Origin of the sequence: Mycobacterium celatum, assembly GCF_002101595.1 — a bacterium.
Lineage (GTDB): Bacteria > Actinomycetota > Actinomycetes > Mycobacteriales > Mycobacteriaceae > Mycobacterium > Mycobacterium celatum.
Genome location: NZ_LQOM01000028.1, coordinates 117,898 through 137,555, shown reverse-complemented (window position 1 = coordinate 137,555; position 19,658 = coordinate 117,898). Strand labels below are relative to the sequence as shown.

Below are 19,658 nucleotides of genomic sequence, written 5' to 3'. Positions count from 1 at the left end.
TGCTCGTCGGATTGCCTTAACGTTGCGATCGTGGAGTCACACGGAACCCCCGAACTCGTGCCGGTCGAGGCATTGCGCTCAGGTGACCCGATCACCGACGTCCAAGGTGGCGGTCAGCATTACACGGTTCTCGAATCCAAAGCCATCGGCGAGGGCTGCGTCGTCCTTGAACTCGAATCCAAGGCGAACGACCAGCTTCGAGTGATCGAGATGTCCTTCCCGGCCGGCTACCACATGGGTAGGTCACCTCGGCGAATTCTGTGACCCCGCACGTCACACCGTTTCGCATCGACGTCGGCAGCGAAGTCCTCGACGACCTGCGGACCCGCTTGGCGCGCACCCGGTGGCCCGACGCGGAGTGCGTCGACGACTGGAGCCAGGGCATGCCGTTGGCGTACACCCGCGAGCTGGCCGCCTACTGGGCCGACGGCTACGACTGGCGGGCACGCGAAGCGGCGCTGAACCGCTTTGACCAGTTCGTCACCGAAATCGACGGGCTCGACATCCATTTCATCCACCAACGGTCCCCCCACGACGACGCCCTGCCGCTGTTGATCACCCACGGCTGGCCCGGCTCGATCGTGGAGTTCCACAAGGTGATCGAGCCGCTGGTCAATCCAGACCGCCCCGGGGACGCGTTCCACGTCGTGTGCCCGTCGCTTCCCGGGTACGGGTTCTCCGGCAAGCCCACGCGCACCGGGTGGGGCGTCGACAAGATCGCGCAGACCTGGGAGACGCTCATGGGCCGCCTCGGCTATGACCGCTACGGCGCGCAGGGCGGCGACTGGGGTGCCGCCGTCACCACACAACTCGGCCGCAACGGCGGTCGGTGCATCGCCATTCACCTGAACATGCCCATCGCCCGGCCGCCGGCAGACAGCGGCTCCGAACTCGGCGAGGACGAGCAGCGGGCGCTGTCGGCCATTGCGCAGCACCGCCGTTGGGGGACCGGCTATTCCAAGCAGCAGTCCACCCGGCCCCAAACATTGGGCTATGGATTGGTGGATTCGCCAGTGGCACAACTGGCGTGGATCGTCGAGAAGTTCTGGGCCTGGACGGACTGCGACGGGCATCCGGAGAACGTGCTCAGCCGCGACGAACTGCTCGACAACGTGATGCTGTACTGGGCGACCGCCAGCGGCGCCTCGTCGGCGCGGCTGTACTGGGAGAGCTACAACAACTTCGGCGGCGCTGGCCGGGTTGAGCTGCCCACCGGAGTCGCGGCATTTCCCAAGGAAATCCTGCCCACGCCGCGGCGCTGGTGTGAGGCCGCCTACAACATCACGCACTGGACGACAATGCCGCGCGGGGGTCACTTCGCCGCGTTCGAGCAGCCGGAATTGTTCGTCGACGACGTCCGCGCGTTCTTTGCCACTGTCCGCTGAGTTGGCTGGCGACCCGGATTCGGGTAGCCGGCTACCCTATTCAGCTGCGCCGAAGAGCGGGATAGTGGGACATCGAGACCGTCGGGACCGGCGGGGAGGTGCACTGTCCATGACCCAACCAGCTACTACCCCAAGGAAGGTCAACCGCGTGTTCGCAATCGGCTACGGCGCGGTCGGCTATCTGGCGTTCGTGGTGTCCTTCCTGTATGCGATCGGCTTCGTCGGCGACCTGTGGGTCCCACGCAGCGTCGATCACGCCATCGCCGCCCCGATCGGGGAAGCGATCGTGGTGAATGTGCTGCTGCTCGGCGTCTTCGCCGTCCAGCACAGCGTGATGGCGCGACCGGCGTTCAAGCGGTGGTGGACCCGTGTGGTGCCCCAGCCGCTGGAGCGCAGCACCTATGTGCTGCTGTCGAGTTTGGCGCTGTTCCTGCTGTACTGGCAGTGGCGATCGATGCCCACCGTGGTGTGGGATGTCAGAATGCCGGCAGGCTCACTGGTGTTGTGGGCGTTGTTCTGGCTCGGGTGGGCGACCGTCTTCGTCTCGTCGTTCATGATCAGCCATCTCGATTTGTTCGGGCTGCGGCAGGTGCTTGCCGTGTGGCGTGGAAAACCGCAGAGCGACATCAGTTTTCGCACGCCGCTGCTCTACCGGGTGGTGCGCCACCCGTTGATGGTCGGTTTCATTGTCGCCTTTTGGGCGGCTCCCACGATGACGGCCGGTCACCTGATGTTTGCGATCGCCACCACCGCCTACATCCTGATCGCGATTCAGCTGGAAGAGCACGACCTGATCGCCATGCTGGGCTCGCAATACCGGGACTACCGCCGACGGGTGCCGATGCTGCTGCCGTGGCCGCGTCCACGGGCCTGACGACCTGAGCGCTGTCACACCGACATTCGGGCCGGGTCGAATTCGAGAACCTGCGTCAAGCGGATGTTGTTGCCCGACGGGTCACGAAACGACGTATCGATGCCGTACGGCTGCGGGGTAGGCGGGTCGTTGAACACCACGCCGCGAGCGGACAACTCGTCATAGCTGCGCTGGCAGTCGTCGGTCTCGAGGAAGAGGGTTCCGCCGGCGCCCTTCGCGACCAGCTCGGCCAGTGCGGCGCTGGCCTGTGCGTCGAGCATCGGCGGTCCCGGCACCGGCATCAGCACCAGGCCGACATCGGACTGGCCCGGCGGTGCGACCACCAGCCAGCGGAACTGCCACGCCTCCATGGTGACGTCGGAGCGGACCTCCCAGCCCAGTGTTTTGGTGTAGAACTCGGCGGCCTCGTCTTGGTCGTGCACCCAGAACTGGGTGTTGGCGATCTTGATCACGGGTTCTCCTCCCTGGCTGGTGTGAGGAAGCCTAGGCAAGCGGTGAGCGATCGTCTTCTCGAAAAGTGCGGTTCTGCGGGCGCGCATAGGCTTTCGCGATGCACAGCGGTATCCGGACCAGCCGGGCGGCGGGCGGCCATCCGGCCCGGTAGTCGGTTGGGGTCTGACCGAAGATTCGCCGGAAGCTCGTCGTGAAGGAGCCGACACTGTCCCAACCGACCGCAAAGCAGATCCGGGCAACCGGCCAATCCGTCGTGCGCAGCAGCGCCGCTGCCCGTTCCAGTCGCCGTGTCAGCAGGTATCGGTGCGGCGTCTCGCCGAATGTCCGGGCGAACTCTCTGCTGAAGTGCGCCTTCGACAGTCCCGCCGCGTGCGCGAGGTCGGCGACCGAAAGCGGCTCGAAGTAACGGCAGTCCGCGAGGTCCTTGGCCCGCAGGAGATGTCGGGCAGCGGGCACGGCGGTGTTGGTCATGCCCGGCGGCCGAGCCGACGATGTCGTCGTAACCGCGTCCAGGGCGCGCTCGTCGATCGCCAGCCCGCACCGGTGCGGCGGCGGGTGTCGATCGCGTAAGCGCCCCCGCCGATGAAAACCAACAGCAGAAAACCGAAGCAGTACAGTACCGCAAGCTCACCCTGGTTGACGATCGGCCAAAAGCCATGCGGGAAGTGCTGACTGAAGTAGGCGTACGCCATCTCCCCGCACGCCACGAAGGCGGCGGCCCGGGTGAACAGGCCCACCAGGATCAGCCCCGCGGTCACCGCTTCTATCCAGCCCGCGTAATAGAACGGCCACTCGCCGGTGGGGACGGTGGGCCCGACCGGCCAGCCGATCAGCTTCTGCAGGCCGTGGCATAAAAACAGCAGCCCGAACACCACCCGGAAAACCGCCACCGCCACAGGCGAGTACGGGCTGAGCCTGGCCTCGAGGTTGCGCGTCGTCATGCGACGACGATACGGCTACACGTGCTCAAACGTCCTTAAACGTCGTAGTACAGCGCGAACTCGTAGGGGTGCGGGCGGACATTGATCGGGTCGATCTCGTTCTCGCGCTTGTAGGCGATCCACGTCTCGATCAGGTCGGACGTGAAAACGCCGCCCTCGGTGAGGTATTCGTGGTCCTCTTCGAGACGGTCGATCACCGCCGCCAGCGAGGTGGGGGCCTGCGGGATGTTGGCGGCCTCTTCCGGCGGCAGCTCGTAGAGGTCCTTGTCCACCGGCGCCTGCGGCTCGATCTTCTTCTTGATCCCGTCGATACCGGCCATCATCATCGCCGAGAACGCCAGGTACGGGTTACCCGACGAATCGGGGCAGCGGAACTCCAGCCGCTTGGCCTTCGGGTTGTTGCCGGTGATCGGGATACGCACACACGCCGACCGGTTGCGCTGGCTGTACACCAGGTTGATCGGCGCCTCGTAGCCCGGAACCAGCCGCTTGTAGGAGTTCACCGTCGGGTTGGTGAACGCCAGCAGCGACGGCGCGTGGTGCAGGATGCCGCCGATGTAGTGGCGGGCGGTGTCAGACAAGCCGGCGTAGCCGACCTCGTCGTAGAACAGCGGCCCGCCGTCCTTCCACAGCGACTGGTGGGTGTGCATGCCGGAGCCGTTGTCACCGAACAGCGGCTTAGGCATGAACGTGACGGTCTTGCCGTTCTGCCAGGCCGTGTTCTTGACGATGTACTTGAACAGCATCAGGTCGTCGGCGGCGTGCAGCAGCGTGTTGAACTTGTAGTTGATCTCGGCCTGACCGCCGCTGCCGACCTCGTGGTGGCCCTTTTCCAGGGTGAACCCGGCGTTGATCAGGTTGGTCAGCATCTTGTCGCGCAGGTCGACGTACTGGTCGTTGGGCGCGACCGGGAAATAACCGCCCTTCGGGCGCACCTTGTAGCCGCGGTTGGCGCTGCCGTCGAACTCGGTTTTCACACCGGTGTTCCACCACCCGGAGATGGCGTCGACTTCGTAGAACGCGCTGTTGGTCTGAGAGTTGAAGGAAACCGAGTCGAAGATGTAGAACTCGGCCTCGGCGCCGAAGAAAGCGGTGTCGGCGATGCCGGTGCTGACCAGGTAGCTTTCGGCCTTGCGGGCGACGTTGCGGGGGTCGCGCGAATACGCCTCACGGGTGAACGGGTCGTGCACGAAGAAGTTCAGGTTCAGCGTCTTGGCTTCGCGGAACGGGTCGATCTGCACCGTCTCCGGGTCCGGCAGCAGGATCATGTCCGATTCGTGGATCGACTGGAAGCCGCGGATCGAGGAGCCGTCGAAGGCCAGCCCGTCCTCGAACACGCTCTGGTCGAATGCCGACGCCGGGATCGTGAAGTGCTGCATCACGCCGGGCAGATCACAGAACCGGACGTCGACGTACTGAACCTTCTCGTCCTTGATGAGCTTGATGATGTCGTCGGCCGTCTTTTCGGACACCGAAGCGCTCTCCTTTACTGAGGGCATCGAATCTAATGCGGTCATTGAGGCGCTCTCCTTTACTGGCCGTGACGGGTGGCCCGATCAGACCGTAGGGAGGCGATGTTGCCCGGCAGTCAACCCCATGTTGCGCTGACGTTACGCGACGCGGTTCGCCACCGTCGAAACCGGGTCGCGACCTCTTATTGTGGAGGCCATGGCCCGTGACATCGCATCGTGGCTGTCCGGCCCGCCGGGCTCGTCGTCCGGATACCCCGGTGAAACGCTCGGCCTGCCCGAGCACGGCGCCGGTTCGCTGGCCCGGCTGGGGCGCCGGTTGGCGGCGTTGATGGTCGACTGGCTGGTGGCCTATGGGCTTGCCGCGCTGGGAATGACGCTGGGTCTGGTTGCGCCGAGCCTGCTGTCGACGGCGGTGCTGGTCGTCTGGCTGGTGCTCGGCGTGATCGCGGTGCGGCTGTTCGAGTTCACGCCGGGGCAGTTCGCGCTGGGGCTGCGGGTGATGTCGGTCGACGGGCGGCTGTACGTCGGGCTCGGCCGGGCCGCCCTGCGCGGGCTGATCATCGCGTTGGTCATTCCGGCGTTGTTCGTCGACGCCGACGGCCGCGGCTGGCAGGACCGCGCGACGGGCACCGCGGTCGTCCGCAGGTAGCTACCGCCTGCGCACCGTGCGCTGCACGCCGCGCATCTTGGCGGCGCCGGGTACCGGCCCCTTCGGCATCGCGGCCGCTCCCGCCCGGGTGCCCAAGGCGCTCAGCCGGGATTCCAGCGAGTCCATCTGCTTGACCGTGATGTTGGCCGGCAGCTTGGTCAGGTGACGCTCGAGCTTGGCCAGCGGGACCTCGCCGTCGCCGTTGCCGACGACGATGTCATAGATCGGGATCTCGCCCACCAACCGAGCGGTGCGCTTCTTTTCCTGGGCCAGCAGCGGCTTGACCCGCGCCGGCGACCCCTCGGCCACCAGGATGACGCCGGGGCGACCGATCACGCGGTGCACGGCGTCGAAGTGACCGGTAGCGGCCACGCCCGGGGTAACGCGCCACTTGCCGCGCAGATTGTCCAGCGCCCACGCGGCCGCGCCGGTCTGCCCCTCGGCCTTGCGGTAGACCGACCGCTGCGCGCGCCGGCCGAAGATGATGAACGCCACGAGCGCGCCGAGCACCACGCCCAGCGGAATCATCGTGACCATGGTGAACCCGCCGGCGGCCACCCCGACCGCCACGGAGGCCCCGACGATCAGCACGAACGCGCCGATCATGTAGGGCAGCAGCCGCTTGTCCTCTTTGCGCTGCATGGTGAACGCCTGCCATAGCTGGCTACGGCGCTCCTTGGCGGCGGCCTTGCGGGCCGCTTTCGCCTCGGCTCTGGCGGCCTTGTTCGCCGCGGTATTACGGGATTTCGCCATTGGTTCAGGATACGGTCGGGCGCGCCCGCACAGCCTGCTGGTAGAGCCGCCCGGCACGGTACGACGATCGCACCAACGGTCCGGCCAGCACGCCGGCGAAGCCGAGGCCTTCGGCGTAGTGCGAGTACTCGACGAACTCGTCGGGGGGAACCCAGCGCTCGACGGGGTGATGCCGGGCCGACGGCCGCAGGTATTGGGTGATCGTGACGATCTCGCAGCCGGCGGTGTACAGATCGTCCAGCGCGGTGCGCACCTCGCCGGGCGTCTCGCCCAACCCGAGGATCAGGTTGCTCTTGGTGACCAACCCGAATTCGCGGGCGGCCGTGAGCACGTCGAGGCTGCGCTCATAGCGGAAGGCCGGCCGGATCCGCCTGAAAATCCGGGGCACCGTTTCGACGTTGTGCGCCAACACTTCCGGGCGAGACTCGAAAACTTCTTGCAACCGGTCGGGGTCGCCGTTGAAGTCGGGGATCAGCAGTTCGACACCGGTGTTCGGGTTGAGCCTCTTGATGGCGCGCACGGTCTCGGCGTAGAGCCACGCCCCGCCGTCGGGCAGATCGTCGCGGGCCACCCCGGTGACGGTCGAGTACCGCAGTCCCATCGCCTGCACGCTCTCGGCGACGCGCCGCGGCTCGTCGCGATCCAGGGCGGCGGGCTTGCCGGTGTCGATCTGGCAGAAGTCGCAGCGACGGGTACATTGATCGCCACCGATCAGGAAGGTGGCCTCGCGGTCTTCCCAGCACTCGTAGATGTTGGGGCAGCCGGCTTCCTCGCACACGGTGTGCAGGCCCTCGCGCCGGACCAGGCTCTTCAGCGCGGTGTATTCAGGACCCATTCGCGCGCGCGTCTTGATCCACGGCGGTTTGCGCTCGATCGGGGTCGCCGCGTTGCGCACCTCCAGGCGCAGCAACTTTCGGCCTTCCGGAGCGACAGTCACAATGGCGATGCTACGCGGGCCGACGGTTGCCAGCTCAGGGTCAGCCGCCCGTCGAGCGCGTCGCACACCGCGTCGGCGACGGCCAACCGGACGTCGCCGACACCGACCCGCCGGCCCAGTTCCGTCGTTATCGACGTCACTCCGGCGTCGACGATGCCGCACGGCACGATCCGGTCGAACGCGGCCAGGTCGCAGTCGCAGTTGAGCGCGAAGCCGTGCAGTGTGGTCGCCCGCGACACCCGAACGCCGATTGCGGCGACCTTGCGCGCGCGCCGGCCGGGCACCCACACTCCGGACCGTCCCTCGACGCGACCCACCTCCACGCCCAGGTCGATGCACACCTTGATCAGCGATTCCTCAAGGCGCCGAACGTAATTGACGACGTCGAGTGGCTCGGTCAGCCCGATGATCGGGTAGCCGACGAGTTGGCCCGGTCCGTGCCAGGTGATCTTGCCGCCGCGGTCGGTGTCGACGACGGGCGCGCCGTCAACGGGGCGTTCGTGCGGGAGCGTGCGCCGCCCGGCGGTGTAGACCGGCGGGTGTTCGAGCAACAACAGCGTGTCCGGACAGCCGGCCACGCGCTGGTCGGCCAGTTCTCGTTGGAGCTGCCACGCGGCGGCGTAGTCGACGGTGCCGAGCTGGCGGACGTCGATGGGCGCGGTGCTTGAGCGTATGGAGCTCACAAGCCGAGGCTACTAGGCGGCGTCGAGTGCGCACCGTTGGCTTCGAGAGTGAAGTTACGGCGTCGAGTGTGAGATCAGGGCGGCGAAATCGCAATTTTCCCACCCCACATTCACTCTCAGAGCCAAGGATTCACACTCGATGGGGCGCGAGGTTACGCGACGTGCGGTCGGGTGGTGGCGTAGCGCAGCGCCTCGCCGATGGTGTTGTGGTGGAATTGAAAACCGGCGCGCTCCAGGGCGGCCGGGATGACGCGCTGGCCGCACAACAAGCCCTCGTCGGCGAACTCGCCGAGCGCGGCGCGCACCGCGAACCCCGGCATGATCAGCCGTGTGGGCCGGTGCACCGCGCGGCCCAGCGCCGCAGTGAACTCGGCGTTGGTGACCGGTGCAGGGCCGGTGAGGTTCACCGGCCCGGACAGCTTGCGGCGGGTGATGACGTACTGCAGCGCCCGCACCTCGTCCTCGAGGCTGATCCACGACATGTATTGGCGGCCGTTGCCCAGCCGGGCGCCAAGGCCCACCGAGAACAGCGGCCGCAGCCGACCCAGTGCGCCGCCCGACGGGGCCAACACCAGACCGGTGCGGGCCAGCACCACCCGGGCGCCCGCCTGCTGGGCCACCGCGGTGGCCGCTTCCCAGTCCTTACAGAGTTGGGCCAGGAAACCCGTTCCGGCCGAATCGGTTTCGTCGACGGCGCGGTCTTTGGTGTCGCCGTAGTAGCCGACGGCGCTGGCGTTGACCAGTACCCCCACCCCGGCCTCGGCGACGGCGGCTGACATCACTTCGGTCGGCGTGATGCGGCTGTCGCGCAGGGTCTGCTTGAATGCGCCCGACCAGCGGCGCTGGCCGATGTTGATGCCGCATAGGTTGACCACTGCGTCGACGCCGCGCAGCGCCGAAGCGTCGAACTCACCGGCTTCGGGATCCCAGCGCACTTCGGTGCCGTTCGACGGCGTTCTGCGCACGATGCGCAGTACCCGGTGATCGGCGGCGCGCAACGCTGCGACCAGGGCCGAACCGATCAGCCCGGACGAGCCAGCGATTGCGATGACGACCTTGGCCACGGTGTCGAAGCCCTTCTAAAGACCCAAGTCGGCCTCGAATGCCCCCTCTTCGAGGCGATGCCTGATGGTGGTCAGGAACCGTCCGGCATCGGCGCCGTCGATCAGCCGGTGGTCGTAGGTCAGCGGCAGGTAGCAGATCGAGCGCACTCCGATCGATTCGTTGCCGGTATCGTCGACGACCACCCGCGGCCGCTTGACGATGGCGCCGGTGCCCAACATGGCGGCCTGCGGCGGGACCAAGATCGGCGTGTCCAGCAGCGCGCCCTGGCTGCCGATGTTGGTGATCGTGAAGGTGCCACCGGACAGCTCGTCGGGTTTGAGGTCGCCGGAGCGAGCGCGGGCTGCGATGTCGGCGATCGCGCGCGCCAGCCCGGCCAGCGACAGGTCGCCGGCGTTGTGGATGACGGGGGAGAGCAGACCCTGATCGGTGTCGACGGCGAACCCGAGATGTTCGGCGTCGTAGTAGGTGATCTCCTTGGTTTCCTCGTTGTAGCTCGCGTTGATGTTGGGATGGATCTTGAGCGCGTCGATCACGGCGCGGGCGATGAACGGCAGGAAGGTCAGGTTCACGCCCTCGCGTTCGGCGAACGCGGTCTTGGCCCTGGCCCGCAACGCCACGATCTTGGTCATGTCGACCTCGTGGACCTGGGTCAGCTGTGCGGTGGCCTGCAGCGACTCCCGGGTTTTCTTGGCCGTGATCTGACGGATCCGGCTGGCTTTCTGGGTGGTTCCGCGCAGGTGCGCGAGCGCGGGTGCCGGGGTGGGCGCGGCCGGCGCGGGAGCGGGGCCGGCGGCAGCGGGCTGCGCTGCCGGCGGGGGTGGCGGCGCTTTCTTGGCTTCGGCGGCAGCGAGCACGTCCTGTTTGCGGATGCGCCCGCCGACGCCGGTGCCGGTCACCTCGTTGAGGTCAATGTTGTTGTCGGCAGCCAGTTTTCGCACCAGCGGCGTGACGTACGGGGTGGTTGGCGCTTGGGCGGCGGGCGCCGGCTCGGGTTTGGCTTCGGGCTGGGGCGCCGGCTCGGGCGGTGGGGCCGGTTTGGCTTCTGGTTTGGCCTGGGACTGCGGCGCTGGCGGGGCTTGCGGCTCGGGTGCGGGCTTGGCGGCGGGCGCGGCGGCGCCGGTGCCGATCCTGGCAAGTTCGCCGCCCACCGCGACGGTGACGTCTTCCTCGGCGGTGATGCTGACCAGCGTGCCGGCCACCGGGGACGGGATCTCGGTGTCGACCTTGTCGGTGGACACCTCGACCAACGGCTCGTCGACATCCACCAGGTCGCCGACCTTCTTCAGCCAGCGGGTCACCGTGCCCTCGGTGACCGACTCGCCGAGTTCGGGCATCAGCACGGGCGTGGTCGCACCGGTTGCGGCGGCCTCGCCGTCCGGTGACGCCGCCGCGGGCTGCGGGACGGGTTGCGGCTCAGGCTGGGCCGCCGGCTGCGGCTCCGGTTGCGCTTCGGCTTGCGGCTCGGGTTGCTGCTCCGGTTGCGCTTCGGGCGTTTGCCCGCCGGCGGGTTGGCCGCCGTCACCCTCGGCGGCATCGCCGATGATGGCCAGCTCCCCGCCGACCTCGACGGTGTCGTCCTCGTGGGCGATGATCTTGGTCAGCACGCCGGCCGCCGGTGACGGGATTTCGGTGTCGACCTTGTCGGTGGACACCTCGAGCAGCGGCTCGTCGAGTTCGACCGTGTCGCCTTCTTGCTTGAGCCAGCGGGTGACCGTCCCCTCGGTGACGCTCTCGCCGAGCGCCGGCATCTGGACTGAGAAGGCCATCTCTGTTGACTCCTCGATCGATCGGTCGGTCGGCACGGGTCGACCTCTGGCTTACCACAGCATCCTGTCACTGCGGCGCGACCGGCACTCACCCAGGGCAGCGTGGGCCCCGCCGGCTCTTGACACCCCTGCAGCGCCCGGGCAGGGTCGAAACACGCTTGCTACCAACGGTATGGGCTACTGGCCGTCACAGTAAGTCTCGGGGGAGCGAAGGAGTGCGATGGCAGCCCCACAACGGTTCGTCGACAGCGCCGACGGAGTCCGCCTGGCGGTCTGCGAAGAAGGCAAGGCGGACGGACCCACGGTCGTGTTGGTACACGGCTGGCCGGACTCACACGTGCTGTGGGACGGCGTGGTCCCGTTGCTGGCCGAGCGCTTCCGGGTCGTCCGCTACGACAACCGTGGAGTCGGCGGATCGTCGGCGCCCAAGCGGGTTTCGGCGTACACCATGGCCCGATTCGCCGACGACTTCGCCGCCGTCGTCGACGCCTGCAGTTCCGGTCGGCCGGTGCATGTGCTTGCCCACGACTGGGGATCGGTGGGGGTGTGGGAGTACCTGAGCCGGCCCGGCGCCGGCAAGCGGGTGGCGTCGTTCACGTCGGTGTCCGGGCCGAGCCAGGACCACCTCGTCGACTACATCTTCACCGGCCTGCGGCGCCCGCACCGGCCCCGCACCTTTGTGCGGGCGCTCAGCCAGGCGCTGCGGCTGACCTACATGGCGTTCTTCTCCATACCGGTGCTCGCGCCGCTGTTCATCCGGGCCGCGTTGTCGAGCGCGGCGATCCGGCGCCGCCTGGTCGACAACGTCCCCGTCGAGCAGATCCACCACTCCGACACCATGGCTGCAGACGCTGCCAGATCGCTGAAAACCTACCGGGCCAACTATTTCCGGTCGTTCGCGCATCATCGGCACGACCACTACGTCGACGTGCCGGTGCAGCTCGTCGTCAACACCGAAGACCGCTACGTGCGGCCCTACGGCTACGACGCCACCGCGCGCTGGGTGCCGCGGCTGTGGCGCCGCGACATCAAGGCGGGACACTGGTCGCCGATGTCGCACCCGCAGGTGCTGGCGGCGGCGGTGCACGAGCTTGCCGACTTCACCGAGGGCAAACCGCCATGCCGTGCGTTGCGGCGCGCACAGGTCGGTCCTCGGCGCGACTACTTCACCGACATGCTGGTGTCGGTGACCGGGGCGGGCAGCGGCATCGGCCGGGCCACCGCGTTCGCGTTCTCCCGCGAGGGCGCCGAGGTCGTCGTCAGCGACATCGACGACGCCGCCGTCAAGGACACTGCCGCCGAGATCGCCGCGGCAGGCGGGGTGGCACACGCCTACCAGCTCGACGTCGCCGACGCCGAGGCCGTCGAGGCGTTCGCCGAGCAGGTCTGCGCCGAGTACGGAGTGCCCGACATCGTCGTCAACAACGCCGGCATCGGGCAGGCCGGCCGCTTCCTGGACACCCCGCCTGAGCAATTCGACCGGGTCCTCGGCGTCAATTTCGGCGGTGTGGTCAACGGCTGTCGCGCATTCGCACGGCGGCTGGTCGAGCGCGGCGCGGGCGGACACATCGTCAACGTCTCGTCGATGGCGGCCTACGCACCGTCACAGCAGCTGAACGCCTATTGCACTTCCAAGGCCGCGGTGTACATGTTCTCCGACTGCCTGCGCGCCGAACTGGACGCGGCCGGCGTCGGGCTGACCACGATCTGCCCCGGCGTCATCGACACCAACATCGTGCACACCACCCGGTTCGACGCCCCGTCGGGACACATCGAGCAGGCCGAGGGGCGGCGGGCCCAGCTGGAGAAGATGTTCGCCCTGCGCCGCTACACCCCGGACAAGGTGGCCGACGCCATCATCGCGGCGGTCAAGAAGAACAAGGCGATTCGGCCGGTGGCACCGGAGGCCTATCTGCTCTACGGCGTGTCCCGGTGGGCGCCGCAGGTGCTGCGCAGCACCGCGCGCCGCCGGTTGGTGTAGCGAGAATTTCACGCGCGTCGCCGACCGCCCGCGCGGGTACCCGCAGGGTTCGAGCCATGCGAAAGGAACCCTGCCGATGGCTGCCACACGAGCATTTACCGCGATCCGAGACGTGCACGCGTCCTGTCAGCGGGTCTGGGATGTGCTGGCCGACGGGTGGACCTACAGCCAGTGGGCGGTCGGCAACAGCCGCACCCGGGCGGTCGACCCCAACTGGCCGGAGCCGGGCGCGGCCATCCGGCACTCGATCGGGGTGTGGCCCCTCGTGATCAATGACCAGGCGTCCGTCGAAAAATGCGAACCGCGCCGCGAACTGGTGCTGCGTGCGGGGCTCGGGGCACTGGGCGCAGCACGAATCACGATGCGGCTGCACGAGATTCCGGATGGCTGCCGAGTCGAGATGATCGAAGTGCCCGCCGAAGGACCGGTCCGGCTCATCCCCGACCGGCTCACATTGGTTGCCATCTACCCCCGCAACCTGGAAGGTTCGGACACACCCGGCGGCGGCGCCCGGTCGGGGCACGTGACCGGTGACGAATCCGTACGCGACATCTGCTCGGCAATACATCCACTGGCGATGGCATCGCCTGCCTTTCGGCGTTGGCCGCTCAAAGAGTACGGTCTCGAGTGGATCTTCGCCCCGGTAGAGGCGGCGCACCCCCTCGGCGACGGCAGCGCTGTCGCACTGTATCGCGACGTCGGCAAGACCGCTGCCGGAATGGGCGCCGACCGGTCCGCATACGAACAGCTGCTAACTCCGTTGGTATCCAACGGGATTGAGCTGTTCGACAGCATTCTCGACCCGTTCCCGCCCAAGCATCCGATGACTGTTGCCAAGTTCGGTCGTGTTGGACTGGCCTCGACCGCGGGCATTTCGAAGCGCCGTTTTCACGACGTGCGGGCACCCGCATTACTGGCCGGCATGGCCGCGCACTCCTTCATGCCGCTGAACCTCTTCGGCACTGCCGCCGCCGGTCTGATGTTCGCCACCAGCGCACACCGAACCGGCTGGCCCATGCCGCGAGGCGGATCGCAAAAGATAGCCGATGCGCTACTGGGATATTTCGAGCACCTCGGCGGCCAAATCCGGTTGGGCCATTGGGTTCGACGGCTCGCCGATGTGCCCGCCCACCGGGTGCTGTTGCTTGACGTGTCCCCGACACAAGTCGCGTCGATACTCGCAGACAGCGTGCCGGCCTGGTACCGGCGCTTGTACGCCAATTACCGGTATGGTCCGGGGCTTTGCAAAGTGGACTACCCGTTGTACGGCCCGATCCCGTGGCGCGCCGACGAGTGCCGGCAGGCGGCCACCGTCCATCTGGGCGGCACGCTGCAACACATTGCTGCGGGCGAGTCGGCGGTGAACAAGGGCCGGCATCCGGACAAGCCGTTCGTTCCGCTCGCCAATCAGAGCCGGTTCGATCCGACCCGTGCCTCAAGTGGGATGGAGACCGTGTGGACGTATTGCCATGTGCCGTACGGATCTATGGTCGACATGTCGGATGCCATCGGCAGCCAGATCGAACGGTTCGCGCCCGGTTTCGCGGACCGGATCGTGAAGAAAGCGACGACCACCGCCAAGGAGCAGGAAGCCCACAACCCAACCATGTGTGGGGGAGTGATCAACGGCGGCCTGCACGATCCGCTGCGATACGTGCTGAATTTGGCTGTCGGGCTGCGGCCCCACCGGTTACCGCGCCGGTGCACGTATTTGTACTCGTCGTTCACGCCGCCCGGCCCGGGAGTTCATGGAATGCCGGGATATTTGGCTGCCCGAAGCGCATTACGGTCCGACCTGCGCTGAGCATGCCGTCGAATGAAGGCTTATATCAACCTTTTTCGGCGATGTCCTCAAGCACGGCGATCATGGTGCGGGTCGGCACGCCGGTGCCGCCCTTGGGGGTGTATCCCCACGGACTGCCGGTGTTGTAGGCCGGCCCTGCGACGTCGATATGGGCCCAGGCCACGCCGTCGGCGACGAATTCGCGCAGGTACACCCCCGCCACGAGCATCCCGGCGAAGCGCTGACCGCTGACGTTGGCCAGGTCGGCCACCGCCGACTTCAGGTCGTCCTTGAGTTCGTCGGGCAGCGGCATCGGCCACCCGTTCTCGCCGACTTGCTGGGAGATCGCGGCCACCCGATCGCGGAATTCGTCGCTGCCCATCACCCCGGGTGTGCGGGCGCCCAGCGCCACCGTCTGTGCACCGGTCAGCGTCGACGTCTCGATCAGGTAGTCCGGGTTGTCCTCGCAGGCCCGCACGATCGCGTCGGCCAGGATGAGCCGCCCCTCGGCGTCAGTGTTGAGCACCTCGACGGTCCTGCCGCCGTACTGGGTCAGCACATCGCCGGGGCGCTGCGCGGTGGCCGACGGCATGTTCTCGGCCATCGGCACGGTGGCGATCACGTCGATCGGCAGCTTCAGCTGCGCGGCCAGCGTCACGGTCGCGATGACCGCCGCGGCACCGCCCATATCCGAGGTCATGTAGTGCATGTTGGCTGCCGGCTTGATCGAAATGCCGCCGGTGTCAAAGGTGATGCCCTTTCCGATCAGGGCAACCTTCTTGGCGTTCTTCTTGCCACTACGGTGGGTCAGCCGCACCAGCCGCGGCGGACGCGACGAGCCCTTGCCGACGCCGATCACCCCGCCGTAGCCGGCCCTCTGCAGCGCCTTCTCGTCGAGCACCTCGACCTCCAGGCCGGCAGATTCACCCAAGGCCTTTGCGCGCGCGGCGAATTCGGCCGGAAACAGGTGACTGGGCGGGGTGTTGACCAGATCGCGGGCGGTGGCCACTGCGGCCGCGACCGCGGCGGCGTGCGCGGCGTCCGATTTGGCGCCGTCGGCCGTCGACAGCGCGGTGATCTTGCGCAGGCCCGGATCCTTGGGCGCCGTCTTCTCGCTGCGGAAGGCGGTGAACCGGTAGCCGCCCAGGATCAGCCCCTCGACCGCGGCGGTGAGATTCAACTCGCTCAGGGTGGTGACGACGGCCTCGGCGCCGTTCAGCGACCGGGCCGCCGTGCCGGCGGCGCGGCGGATCACGTCGGCGGGCCACTCGTCGCGCGGCTTACCCAGGCCGACGGCCAGCACGCTGCCCACCGGAAGCGACGAGACCACCAGCCGGTGTACCTGCTCGCTGCCGCCCTTGGCGCCCAGCGCTGCCAGGCCGGCCTCGATCTCAGCGGTCGCCTCGGCGCCCAGGAACGGCTCGGCCGCCGCGAGCCTTGCCCCGGGCCGGTCCTCGTCGCCCGTCGACACCACCGGCACGATCAGCACCGACTTGGCGATGCCGCGGCTCGGTAGCGCGGAGTTGACGGTGACGGACGGCGACTGGTAACCGGGTTCGGTGCTCACGGCCAACCACCCTAATCACCGCGGTGGACGTGCAGGTCATAGGCTGTCACGGGCGCGTCGAAACCCTTGAGCGTCAACGGCTCCTGCAGGGTCGCCGGCCAGTCCGGCAGCGCCTCGTGCACAGCTGCCGCGGCCAGGATCTGCCCCGGCTGCGCGGCCGCCACCAGCCGGGCAGCCATGTTGACCGCGTTGCCGAAGTAGTCGCCGTTGATCGTCAGCATCTCGCCGTAGCCCAGACCGGCTCGGACCTGCAGCCCGACCTTGCGTGCCTGCGGGTGGTCGACGAGGTCGGTGGCGGCCCTGATCAGCCGTTCCGGTGTCGGGCTCACCCACATCACGGCGTCGCCGATGAACTTCACTATGCGTCCGCCGTCGGTGTGCACCACATCGGAGACAGTGGCCGAAAAGCCGTTGAGCAGTGTCGAGAGCTCCGCGGGCGTGAGCATCTGGGTCAGTGCGGTGAAGCCGGACAGGTCCACGAAGCCGACGCCGCACACCACGCTCGGCGACGGGCCCGGCACGACGCCCTCGATGAAGGTCCGGGCGCTGGTCAGGTGATGGCGATGCACCGCGTCCATCATCGCGCCGATCCGGGGAATGAACCTGGCGACCGAGCGGTACACCTGTGCCGTGGTCAGCTCGTCGCCGGTGTGGCCGAGCCACAGCTCGGGCCGACCGGCGCGAATCATCGACGACTCCGCCTCGGCCAGCCGGGCAATGGACGCGCCGAGTACTCGCAGGAATCCGGATGCCGCGTCCTCGCCGAAGTCGGCTTTCATCGCTGCCCACGTCGCCAGCGCGTCGACGTCGGCCTGGCTCAAGGTGGGAGTGTCGGAGTCCGCGACGGTCAGGCCGAGCATGGCCCAGGCGTGTTCGACGTCCTCGACCGGCAGGCCCAGCGCCTCGGCGGCGGTCCGCAGGGTGTAGATCGGCGGGCCCGACCATTGCAGGGTGTCGCCGCCGAGTCCGAACAGCCGGCCTCGGCGCTCGGCGTCGACCATCTCCTCGGCGCTGAAGCCCAGGCCGGCCAGATATTCGATCAGCGGCGCCCGCTCACGCGCGTTGGCGATACCGGCAGCTTCCAGCGCATCGAAATCGACCACTTGATTAGTGTGGAGCACCGTGCCCGAAAACCTGCAGCACGGACCGCTGGAAGACCGCCACCGCGAGCTGGGCGCCAGTTTCGCGGAGTTCAGCGGCTGGCTGATGCCGGTGTCGTATGCCGGCACCGTCAGCGAGCACACCGCAACCCGCACCGCCGTCGGCCTGTTCGACGTCAGCCACCTCGGCAAGGCGTCGGTGGTCGGCGCCGGCGCCGCCGAATTCGTCAACTCCGCACTGACCAACGACCTGCGCCGCATCGAACCCGGCAAGGCGCAATACACGTTGTGCTGCAACGAATCCGGGGGTGTGATTGACGACTTGATCGCCTACTACGTCAGCGACGACGAGATCTTTCTGGTGCCCAACGCCGCCAACACCGCCGCGGTGGTGGCAGCGCTGGCGGCGGCCGCGCCGGCCGGAGTGACGATCACCAACGAGCACCGCTCCTATGCGGTGCTGGCGGTGCAGGGTCCTCGCTCGGTCGACGTGCTCGACGAGTTGGGGCTGCCCACCGGCATGGACTACATGGCCTATGCCGACGCCTCGTTTTCCGGCGTCCCGGTGCGGGTGTGCCGCAGCGGGTACACCGGCGAACACGGCTACGAGCTGCTGCCGCCCTGGGGGTCCGCGGGCGTGGTGTTCGACGCGCTGGTCGGCGCGGTCACCCGTGCAGGTGGGCAACTGGCGGGTCTGGGCGCGCGCGACACCCTGCGCACCGAGATGGGCTACCCGCTGCACGGGCATGAATTGTCGGCCGACATTTCGCCGCTGCAGGCCCGCTGCGGCTGGGCCATCGGCTGGAAGAAGGAGGCGTTCTTCGGTCGGGATGCTCTGCTGGCTGAGAAGGCGGCCGGCCCGTCGCGGTTGTTGCGCGGCCTGAGGGCGGTCGGCCGGGGTGTGTTGCGGCCCGCGCTGACGGTGCTCGACGGCGACCGCAAGGTCGGGGTCACCACGTCGGGAACCTTCTCTCCGACACTGCAAGTCGGCATCGCGCTCGCGCTGATCGACACCGACGCCGGCATCGAGGACGGCCGGCACGTCACGGTCGACGTCCGCGGCCGCGCGGTCGAGTGCGAAGTGGTGCGACCGCCTTTTGTCGACGCGAAAACCCGCTAGCGGGCGGCGATACAATCTCAGGATGACCAGCGGCCTTCTCGAGTTCACGGTTTCTCGCACCGCAAACCCGACGGCCGACGAGGTACGGGAGTCGATCCTGCGCGACCCCGGCTTCGGCAGGTACCACACCGATCACATGGTGTCGATCGACTACACCGACGACCAGGGTTGGCACGACGCGCGGGTCATCGGCTACGGCCCTATCGAGCTGGATCCGTCGGCGATCGTGCTGCACTACGCACAGGAGGTGTTCGAGGGGCTCAAGGCCTACCGCTGGGGCGACGGGTCGATCGTGTCGTTTCGTCCGGATGCCAACGCCGCCCGGATGCGATCGTCGGCGCGGCGCATCGCGATCCCGGAACTGCCCGACGAGCTGTTCATCGAGTCGCTGCGGCAGCTGATCGCCGTCGACAACGCCTGGGTGCCGCCCGCCGGCGGCGAGGAGTCGTTGTATTTGCGGCCCTTCGTGTTCGCCACCGAGCCGGGGCTGGGGGTCCGCCCCGCCAAGCAGTACCGGTATCTGGTGCTGGCCTCACCGGCCGGCGCGTACTTCCCGCGCGGCCTGCGGCCGGTCACCGTCTGGGTGTCGACGGAATACGTGCGGGCCAGCCCGGGCGGCACCGGTGCGGCGAAATTCGGCGGCAACTACGCCGCGTCGCTGGTGGCTCAGGCCCAAGCCGCCGAAAACGGTTGCGAGCAGGTGGTCTGGCTCGACGCCGTGGAGCGCCGCTACGTCGAGGAGATGGGCGGGATGAACATCTTCTTCGTGTTCGGCAGCGGCGGCTCGGCGCGGCTGGTCACACCGGAGCTGTCGGGTTCGCTGTTGCCGGGTATTACCCGGGATTCGTTGTTGCAGTTGGCAACTGACGCGGGCTTCGCGATCGAGGAACGCAAGATCGACGTCGACGAGTGGCAGAAGAAGGCCGCCGCCGGTGAGATCACCGAGGTGTTCGCCTGCGGCACCGCCGCCGTCATCACCCCGATCGCCCACGTGAAATACGGCGACGCCGAATTCACCATCGGCGACGGTGAACCCGGCGAAGTGACGATGGCGCTGCGCGACACGCTGACCGGAATCCAGCGCGGCACCTTCGCCGACACCCACGGCTGGATGACCCGGCTGGGTTAG

Annotated in this window: 19 protein-coding genes; 8 read left to right on the top strand and 11 right to left on the bottom strand. The window is 67.8% G+C overall.

Translation table 11 applies throughout. The annotated features are described in order from the left end of the window. Positions 1 to 30 precede the first annotated feature (30 nt). The 3 genes from AWB95_RS12225 to mddA all read left to right on the top strand — a co-directional run bounded on the left by AWB95_RS12225 (position 31) and on the right by mddA (position 2,259). Positions 31 to 264 carry a hypothetical protein gene (locus AWB95_RS12225; RefSeq protein ID WP_045378126.1) on the top strand — a complete coding sequence of 78 codons (234 nt, stop codon included), beginning with the start codon at positions 31 to 33 and terminating at the stop codon, positions 262 to 264. Continuing rightward, complete coding sequence (locus AWB95_RS12220) at positions 261 to 1,385, top strand: epoxide hydrolase family protein (protein ID WP_062540413.1); 1,125 nt, start codon at positions 261 to 263, stop codon at positions 1,383 to 1,385. Before AWB95_RS12225 ends, AWB95_RS12220 begins: the two co-directional genes overlap by 4 nt. Positions 1,386 to 1,494: 109 nt before the next feature. Continuing rightward, on the top strand, positions 1,495 to 2,259 hold the full coding sequence (mddA, locus tag AWB95_RS12215; RefSeq protein WP_062540412.1) for a methanethiol S-methyltransferase: 765 nt from the start codon (positions 1,495 to 1,497) through the stop codon (positions 2,257 to 2,259). Positions 2,260 to 2,273: 14 nt separating this feature from the next. Here the strand turns inward: mddA and AWB95_RS12210 are convergent, their stop codons facing one another. Genes AWB95_RS12210 through glnA form a run of 4 tightly spaced genes read right to left on the bottom strand, consistent with a single transcriptional unit; the run spans position 2,274 to position 5,125 of the window. Next, complete coding sequence (locus AWB95_RS12210; protein ID WP_062540411.1) at positions 2,274 to 2,711, bottom strand: VOC family protein; 438 nt, start codon at positions 2,709 to 2,711, stop codon at positions 2,274 to 2,276. Between the two features lie 31 nt (positions 2,712 to 2,742). Then, positions 2,743 to 3,183 (bottom strand): helix-turn-helix transcriptional regulator, encoded by a 441-nt coding sequence (locus tag AWB95_RS12205; RefSeq protein ID WP_062540410.1) that lies wholly within the window; start codon positions 3,181 to 3,183, stop codon positions 2,743 to 2,745. Beyond that, positions 3,180 to 3,653 (bottom strand): DoxX family protein, encoded by a 474-nt coding sequence (locus tag AWB95_RS12200; RefSeq protein ID WP_062540409.1) that lies wholly within the window; start codon positions 3,651 to 3,653, stop codon positions 3,180 to 3,182. Before AWB95_RS12200 ends, AWB95_RS12205 begins: the two co-directional genes overlap by 4 nt. A gap of 35 nt (positions 3,654 to 3,688) precedes the next feature. Then, entirely contained in the window at positions 3,689 to 5,125 is a 1,437-nt protein-coding gene (gene glnA, locus AWB95_RS12195; RefSeq protein WP_062540408.1) for a type I glutamate--ammonia ligase, read from the bottom strand. 196 nt (positions 5,126 to 5,321) lie between these two features. Between glnA and AWB95_RS12190 the strand changes: the two genes are divergently transcribed. Next, the gene (locus AWB95_RS12190) at positions 5,322 to 5,774 is read left to right on the top strand and encodes an RDD family protein (protein WP_062540415.1); all 453 of its coding nucleotides are present in this window, start codon (positions 5,322 to 5,324) and stop codon (positions 5,772 to 5,774) included. Here the strand turns inward: AWB95_RS12190 and AWB95_RS12185 are convergent, their stop codons facing one another. From AWB95_RS12185 to sucB, 5 genes are all read right to left on the bottom strand, one after another. After that, on the bottom strand, positions 5,775 to 6,527 hold the full coding sequence (locus tag AWB95_RS12185; protein ID WP_062540407.1) for a DUF4191 domain-containing protein: 753 nt from the start codon (positions 6,525 to 6,527) through the stop codon (positions 5,775 to 5,777). It abuts the gene before it with no gap. Positions 6,528 to 6,531: 4 nt separating this feature from the next. Next, positions 6,532 to 7,464, bottom strand: a complete 933-nt coding sequence (lipA, locus tag AWB95_RS12180; RefSeq protein ID WP_062540406.1) for a lipoyl synthase — start codon at positions 7,462 to 7,464, stop codon at positions 6,532 to 6,534. Further along, positions 7,461 to 8,147, bottom strand: coding sequence for a lipoyl(octanoyl) transferase LipB (gene lipB / locus AWB95_RS12175; RefSeq protein WP_062540405.1), 687 nt, complete (start codon positions 8,145 to 8,147; stop codon positions 7,461 to 7,463). The genes lipA and lipB overlap by 4 nt, the downstream gene beginning before the upstream one ends. Positions 8,148 to 8,299: 152 nt before the next feature. Beyond that, positions 8,300 to 9,211, bottom strand: coding sequence for a TIGR01777 family oxidoreductase (locus AWB95_RS12170; protein WP_062540404.1), 912 nt, complete (start codon positions 9,209 to 9,211; stop codon positions 8,300 to 8,302). Between the two features lie 15 nt (positions 9,212 to 9,226). Further along, positions 9,227 to 10,978 carry a 2-oxoglutarate dehydrogenase, E2 component, dihydrolipoamide succinyltransferase gene (gene sucB / locus AWB95_RS12165; RefSeq protein WP_085168298.1) on the bottom strand — a complete coding sequence of 584 codons (1,752 nt, stop codon included), beginning with the start codon at positions 10,976 to 10,978 and terminating at the stop codon, positions 9,227 to 9,229. 220 nt (positions 10,979 to 11,198) lie between these two features. Here sucB and AWB95_RS12160 point away from each other — a divergent pair, with 220 nt between their 5' ends. Together AWB95_RS12160 and AWB95_RS23495 are read left to right on the top strand one after the other, a co-directional pair. Continuing rightward, positions 11,199 to 12,959 (top strand): SDR family oxidoreductase, encoded by a 1,761-nt coding sequence (locus tag AWB95_RS12160; protein ID WP_085168279.1) that lies wholly within the window; start codon positions 11,199 to 11,201, stop codon positions 12,957 to 12,959. 76 nt (positions 12,960 to 13,035) lie between these two features. Continuing rightward, positions 13,036 to 14,763: an FAD-dependent oxidoreductase gene (locus AWB95_RS23495; RefSeq protein ID WP_139818490.1), complete on the top strand. Its 1,728-nt coding sequence runs from the start codon at positions 13,036 to 13,038 to the stop codon at positions 14,761 to 14,763. A 25-nt stretch (positions 14,764 to 14,788) separates the two neighbouring features. Here the strand turns inward: AWB95_RS23495 and AWB95_RS12150 are convergent, their stop codons facing one another. Together AWB95_RS12150 and AWB95_RS12145 are read right to left on the bottom strand one after the other, a co-directional pair. Further along, positions 14,789 to 16,309 (bottom strand): leucyl aminopeptidase, encoded by a 1,521-nt coding sequence (locus AWB95_RS12150; RefSeq protein ID WP_085168277.1) that lies wholly within the window; start codon positions 16,307 to 16,309, stop codon positions 14,789 to 14,791. 11 nt (positions 16,310 to 16,320) lie between these two features. Beyond that, positions 16,321 to 17,412: an adenylate/guanylate cyclase domain-containing protein gene (locus AWB95_RS12145; RefSeq protein WP_062541299.1), complete on the bottom strand. Its 1,092-nt coding sequence runs from the start codon at positions 17,410 to 17,412 to the stop codon at positions 16,321 to 16,323. Positions 17,413 to 17,419: 7 nt separating this feature from the next. Here AWB95_RS12145 and gcvT point away from each other — a divergent pair, with 7 nt between their 5' ends. Both gcvT and AWB95_RS12135 read left to right on the top strand, forming a co-directional pair. Further along, positions 17,420 to 18,529 carry a glycine cleavage system aminomethyltransferase GcvT gene (gcvT, locus tag AWB95_RS12140; RefSeq protein ID WP_099539464.1) on the top strand — a complete coding sequence of 370 codons (1,110 nt, stop codon included), beginning with the start codon at positions 17,420 to 17,422 and terminating at the stop codon, positions 18,527 to 18,529. 22 nt (positions 18,530 to 18,551) lie between these two features. After that, positions 18,552 to 19,658: a branched-chain amino acid aminotransferase gene (locus AWB95_RS12135; RefSeq protein WP_085168276.1), complete on the top strand. Its 1,107-nt coding sequence runs from the start codon at positions 18,552 to 18,554 to the stop codon at positions 19,656 to 19,658.

Coding starts and splice junctions, on each gene's coding strand:
- AWB95_RS12190 (WP_062540415.1), top strand. CDS start 5,322: ATGGCCCGTGACATCGCATCGTGGCTGTCCGGCCCGCCGGGCTCGTCG.
- AWB95_RS12200 (WP_062540409.1), bottom strand. CDS start 3,653: ATGACGACGCGCAACCTCGAGGCCAGGCTCAGCCCGTACTCGCCTGTG.
- AWB95_RS12205 (WP_062540410.1), bottom strand. CDS start 3,183: ATGACCAACACCGCCGTGCCCGCTGCCCGACATCTCCTGCGGGCCAAG.
- mddA (WP_062540412.1), top strand. CDS start 1,495: ATGACCCAACCAGCTACTACCCCAAGGAAGGTCAACCGCGTGTTCGCA.
- AWB95_RS12160 (WP_085168279.1), top strand. CDS start 11,199: ATGGCAGCCCCACAACGGTTCGTCGACAGCGCCGACGGAGTCCGCCTG.
- AWB95_RS12185 (WP_062540407.1), bottom strand. CDS start 6,527: ATGGCGAAATCCCGTAATACCGCGGCGAACAAGGCCGCCAGAGCCGAG.
- AWB95_RS12135 (WP_085168276.1), top strand. CDS start 18,552: ATGACCAGCGGCCTTCTCGAGTTCACGGTTTCTCGCACCGCAAACCCG.
- AWB95_RS23495 (WP_139818490.1), top strand. CDS start 13,036: ATGGCTGCCACACGAGCATTTACCGCGATCCGAGACGTGCACGCGTCC.
- sucB (WP_085168298.1), bottom strand. CDS start 10,978: ATGGCCTTCTCAGTCCAGATGCCGGCGCTCGGCGAGAGCGTCACCGAG.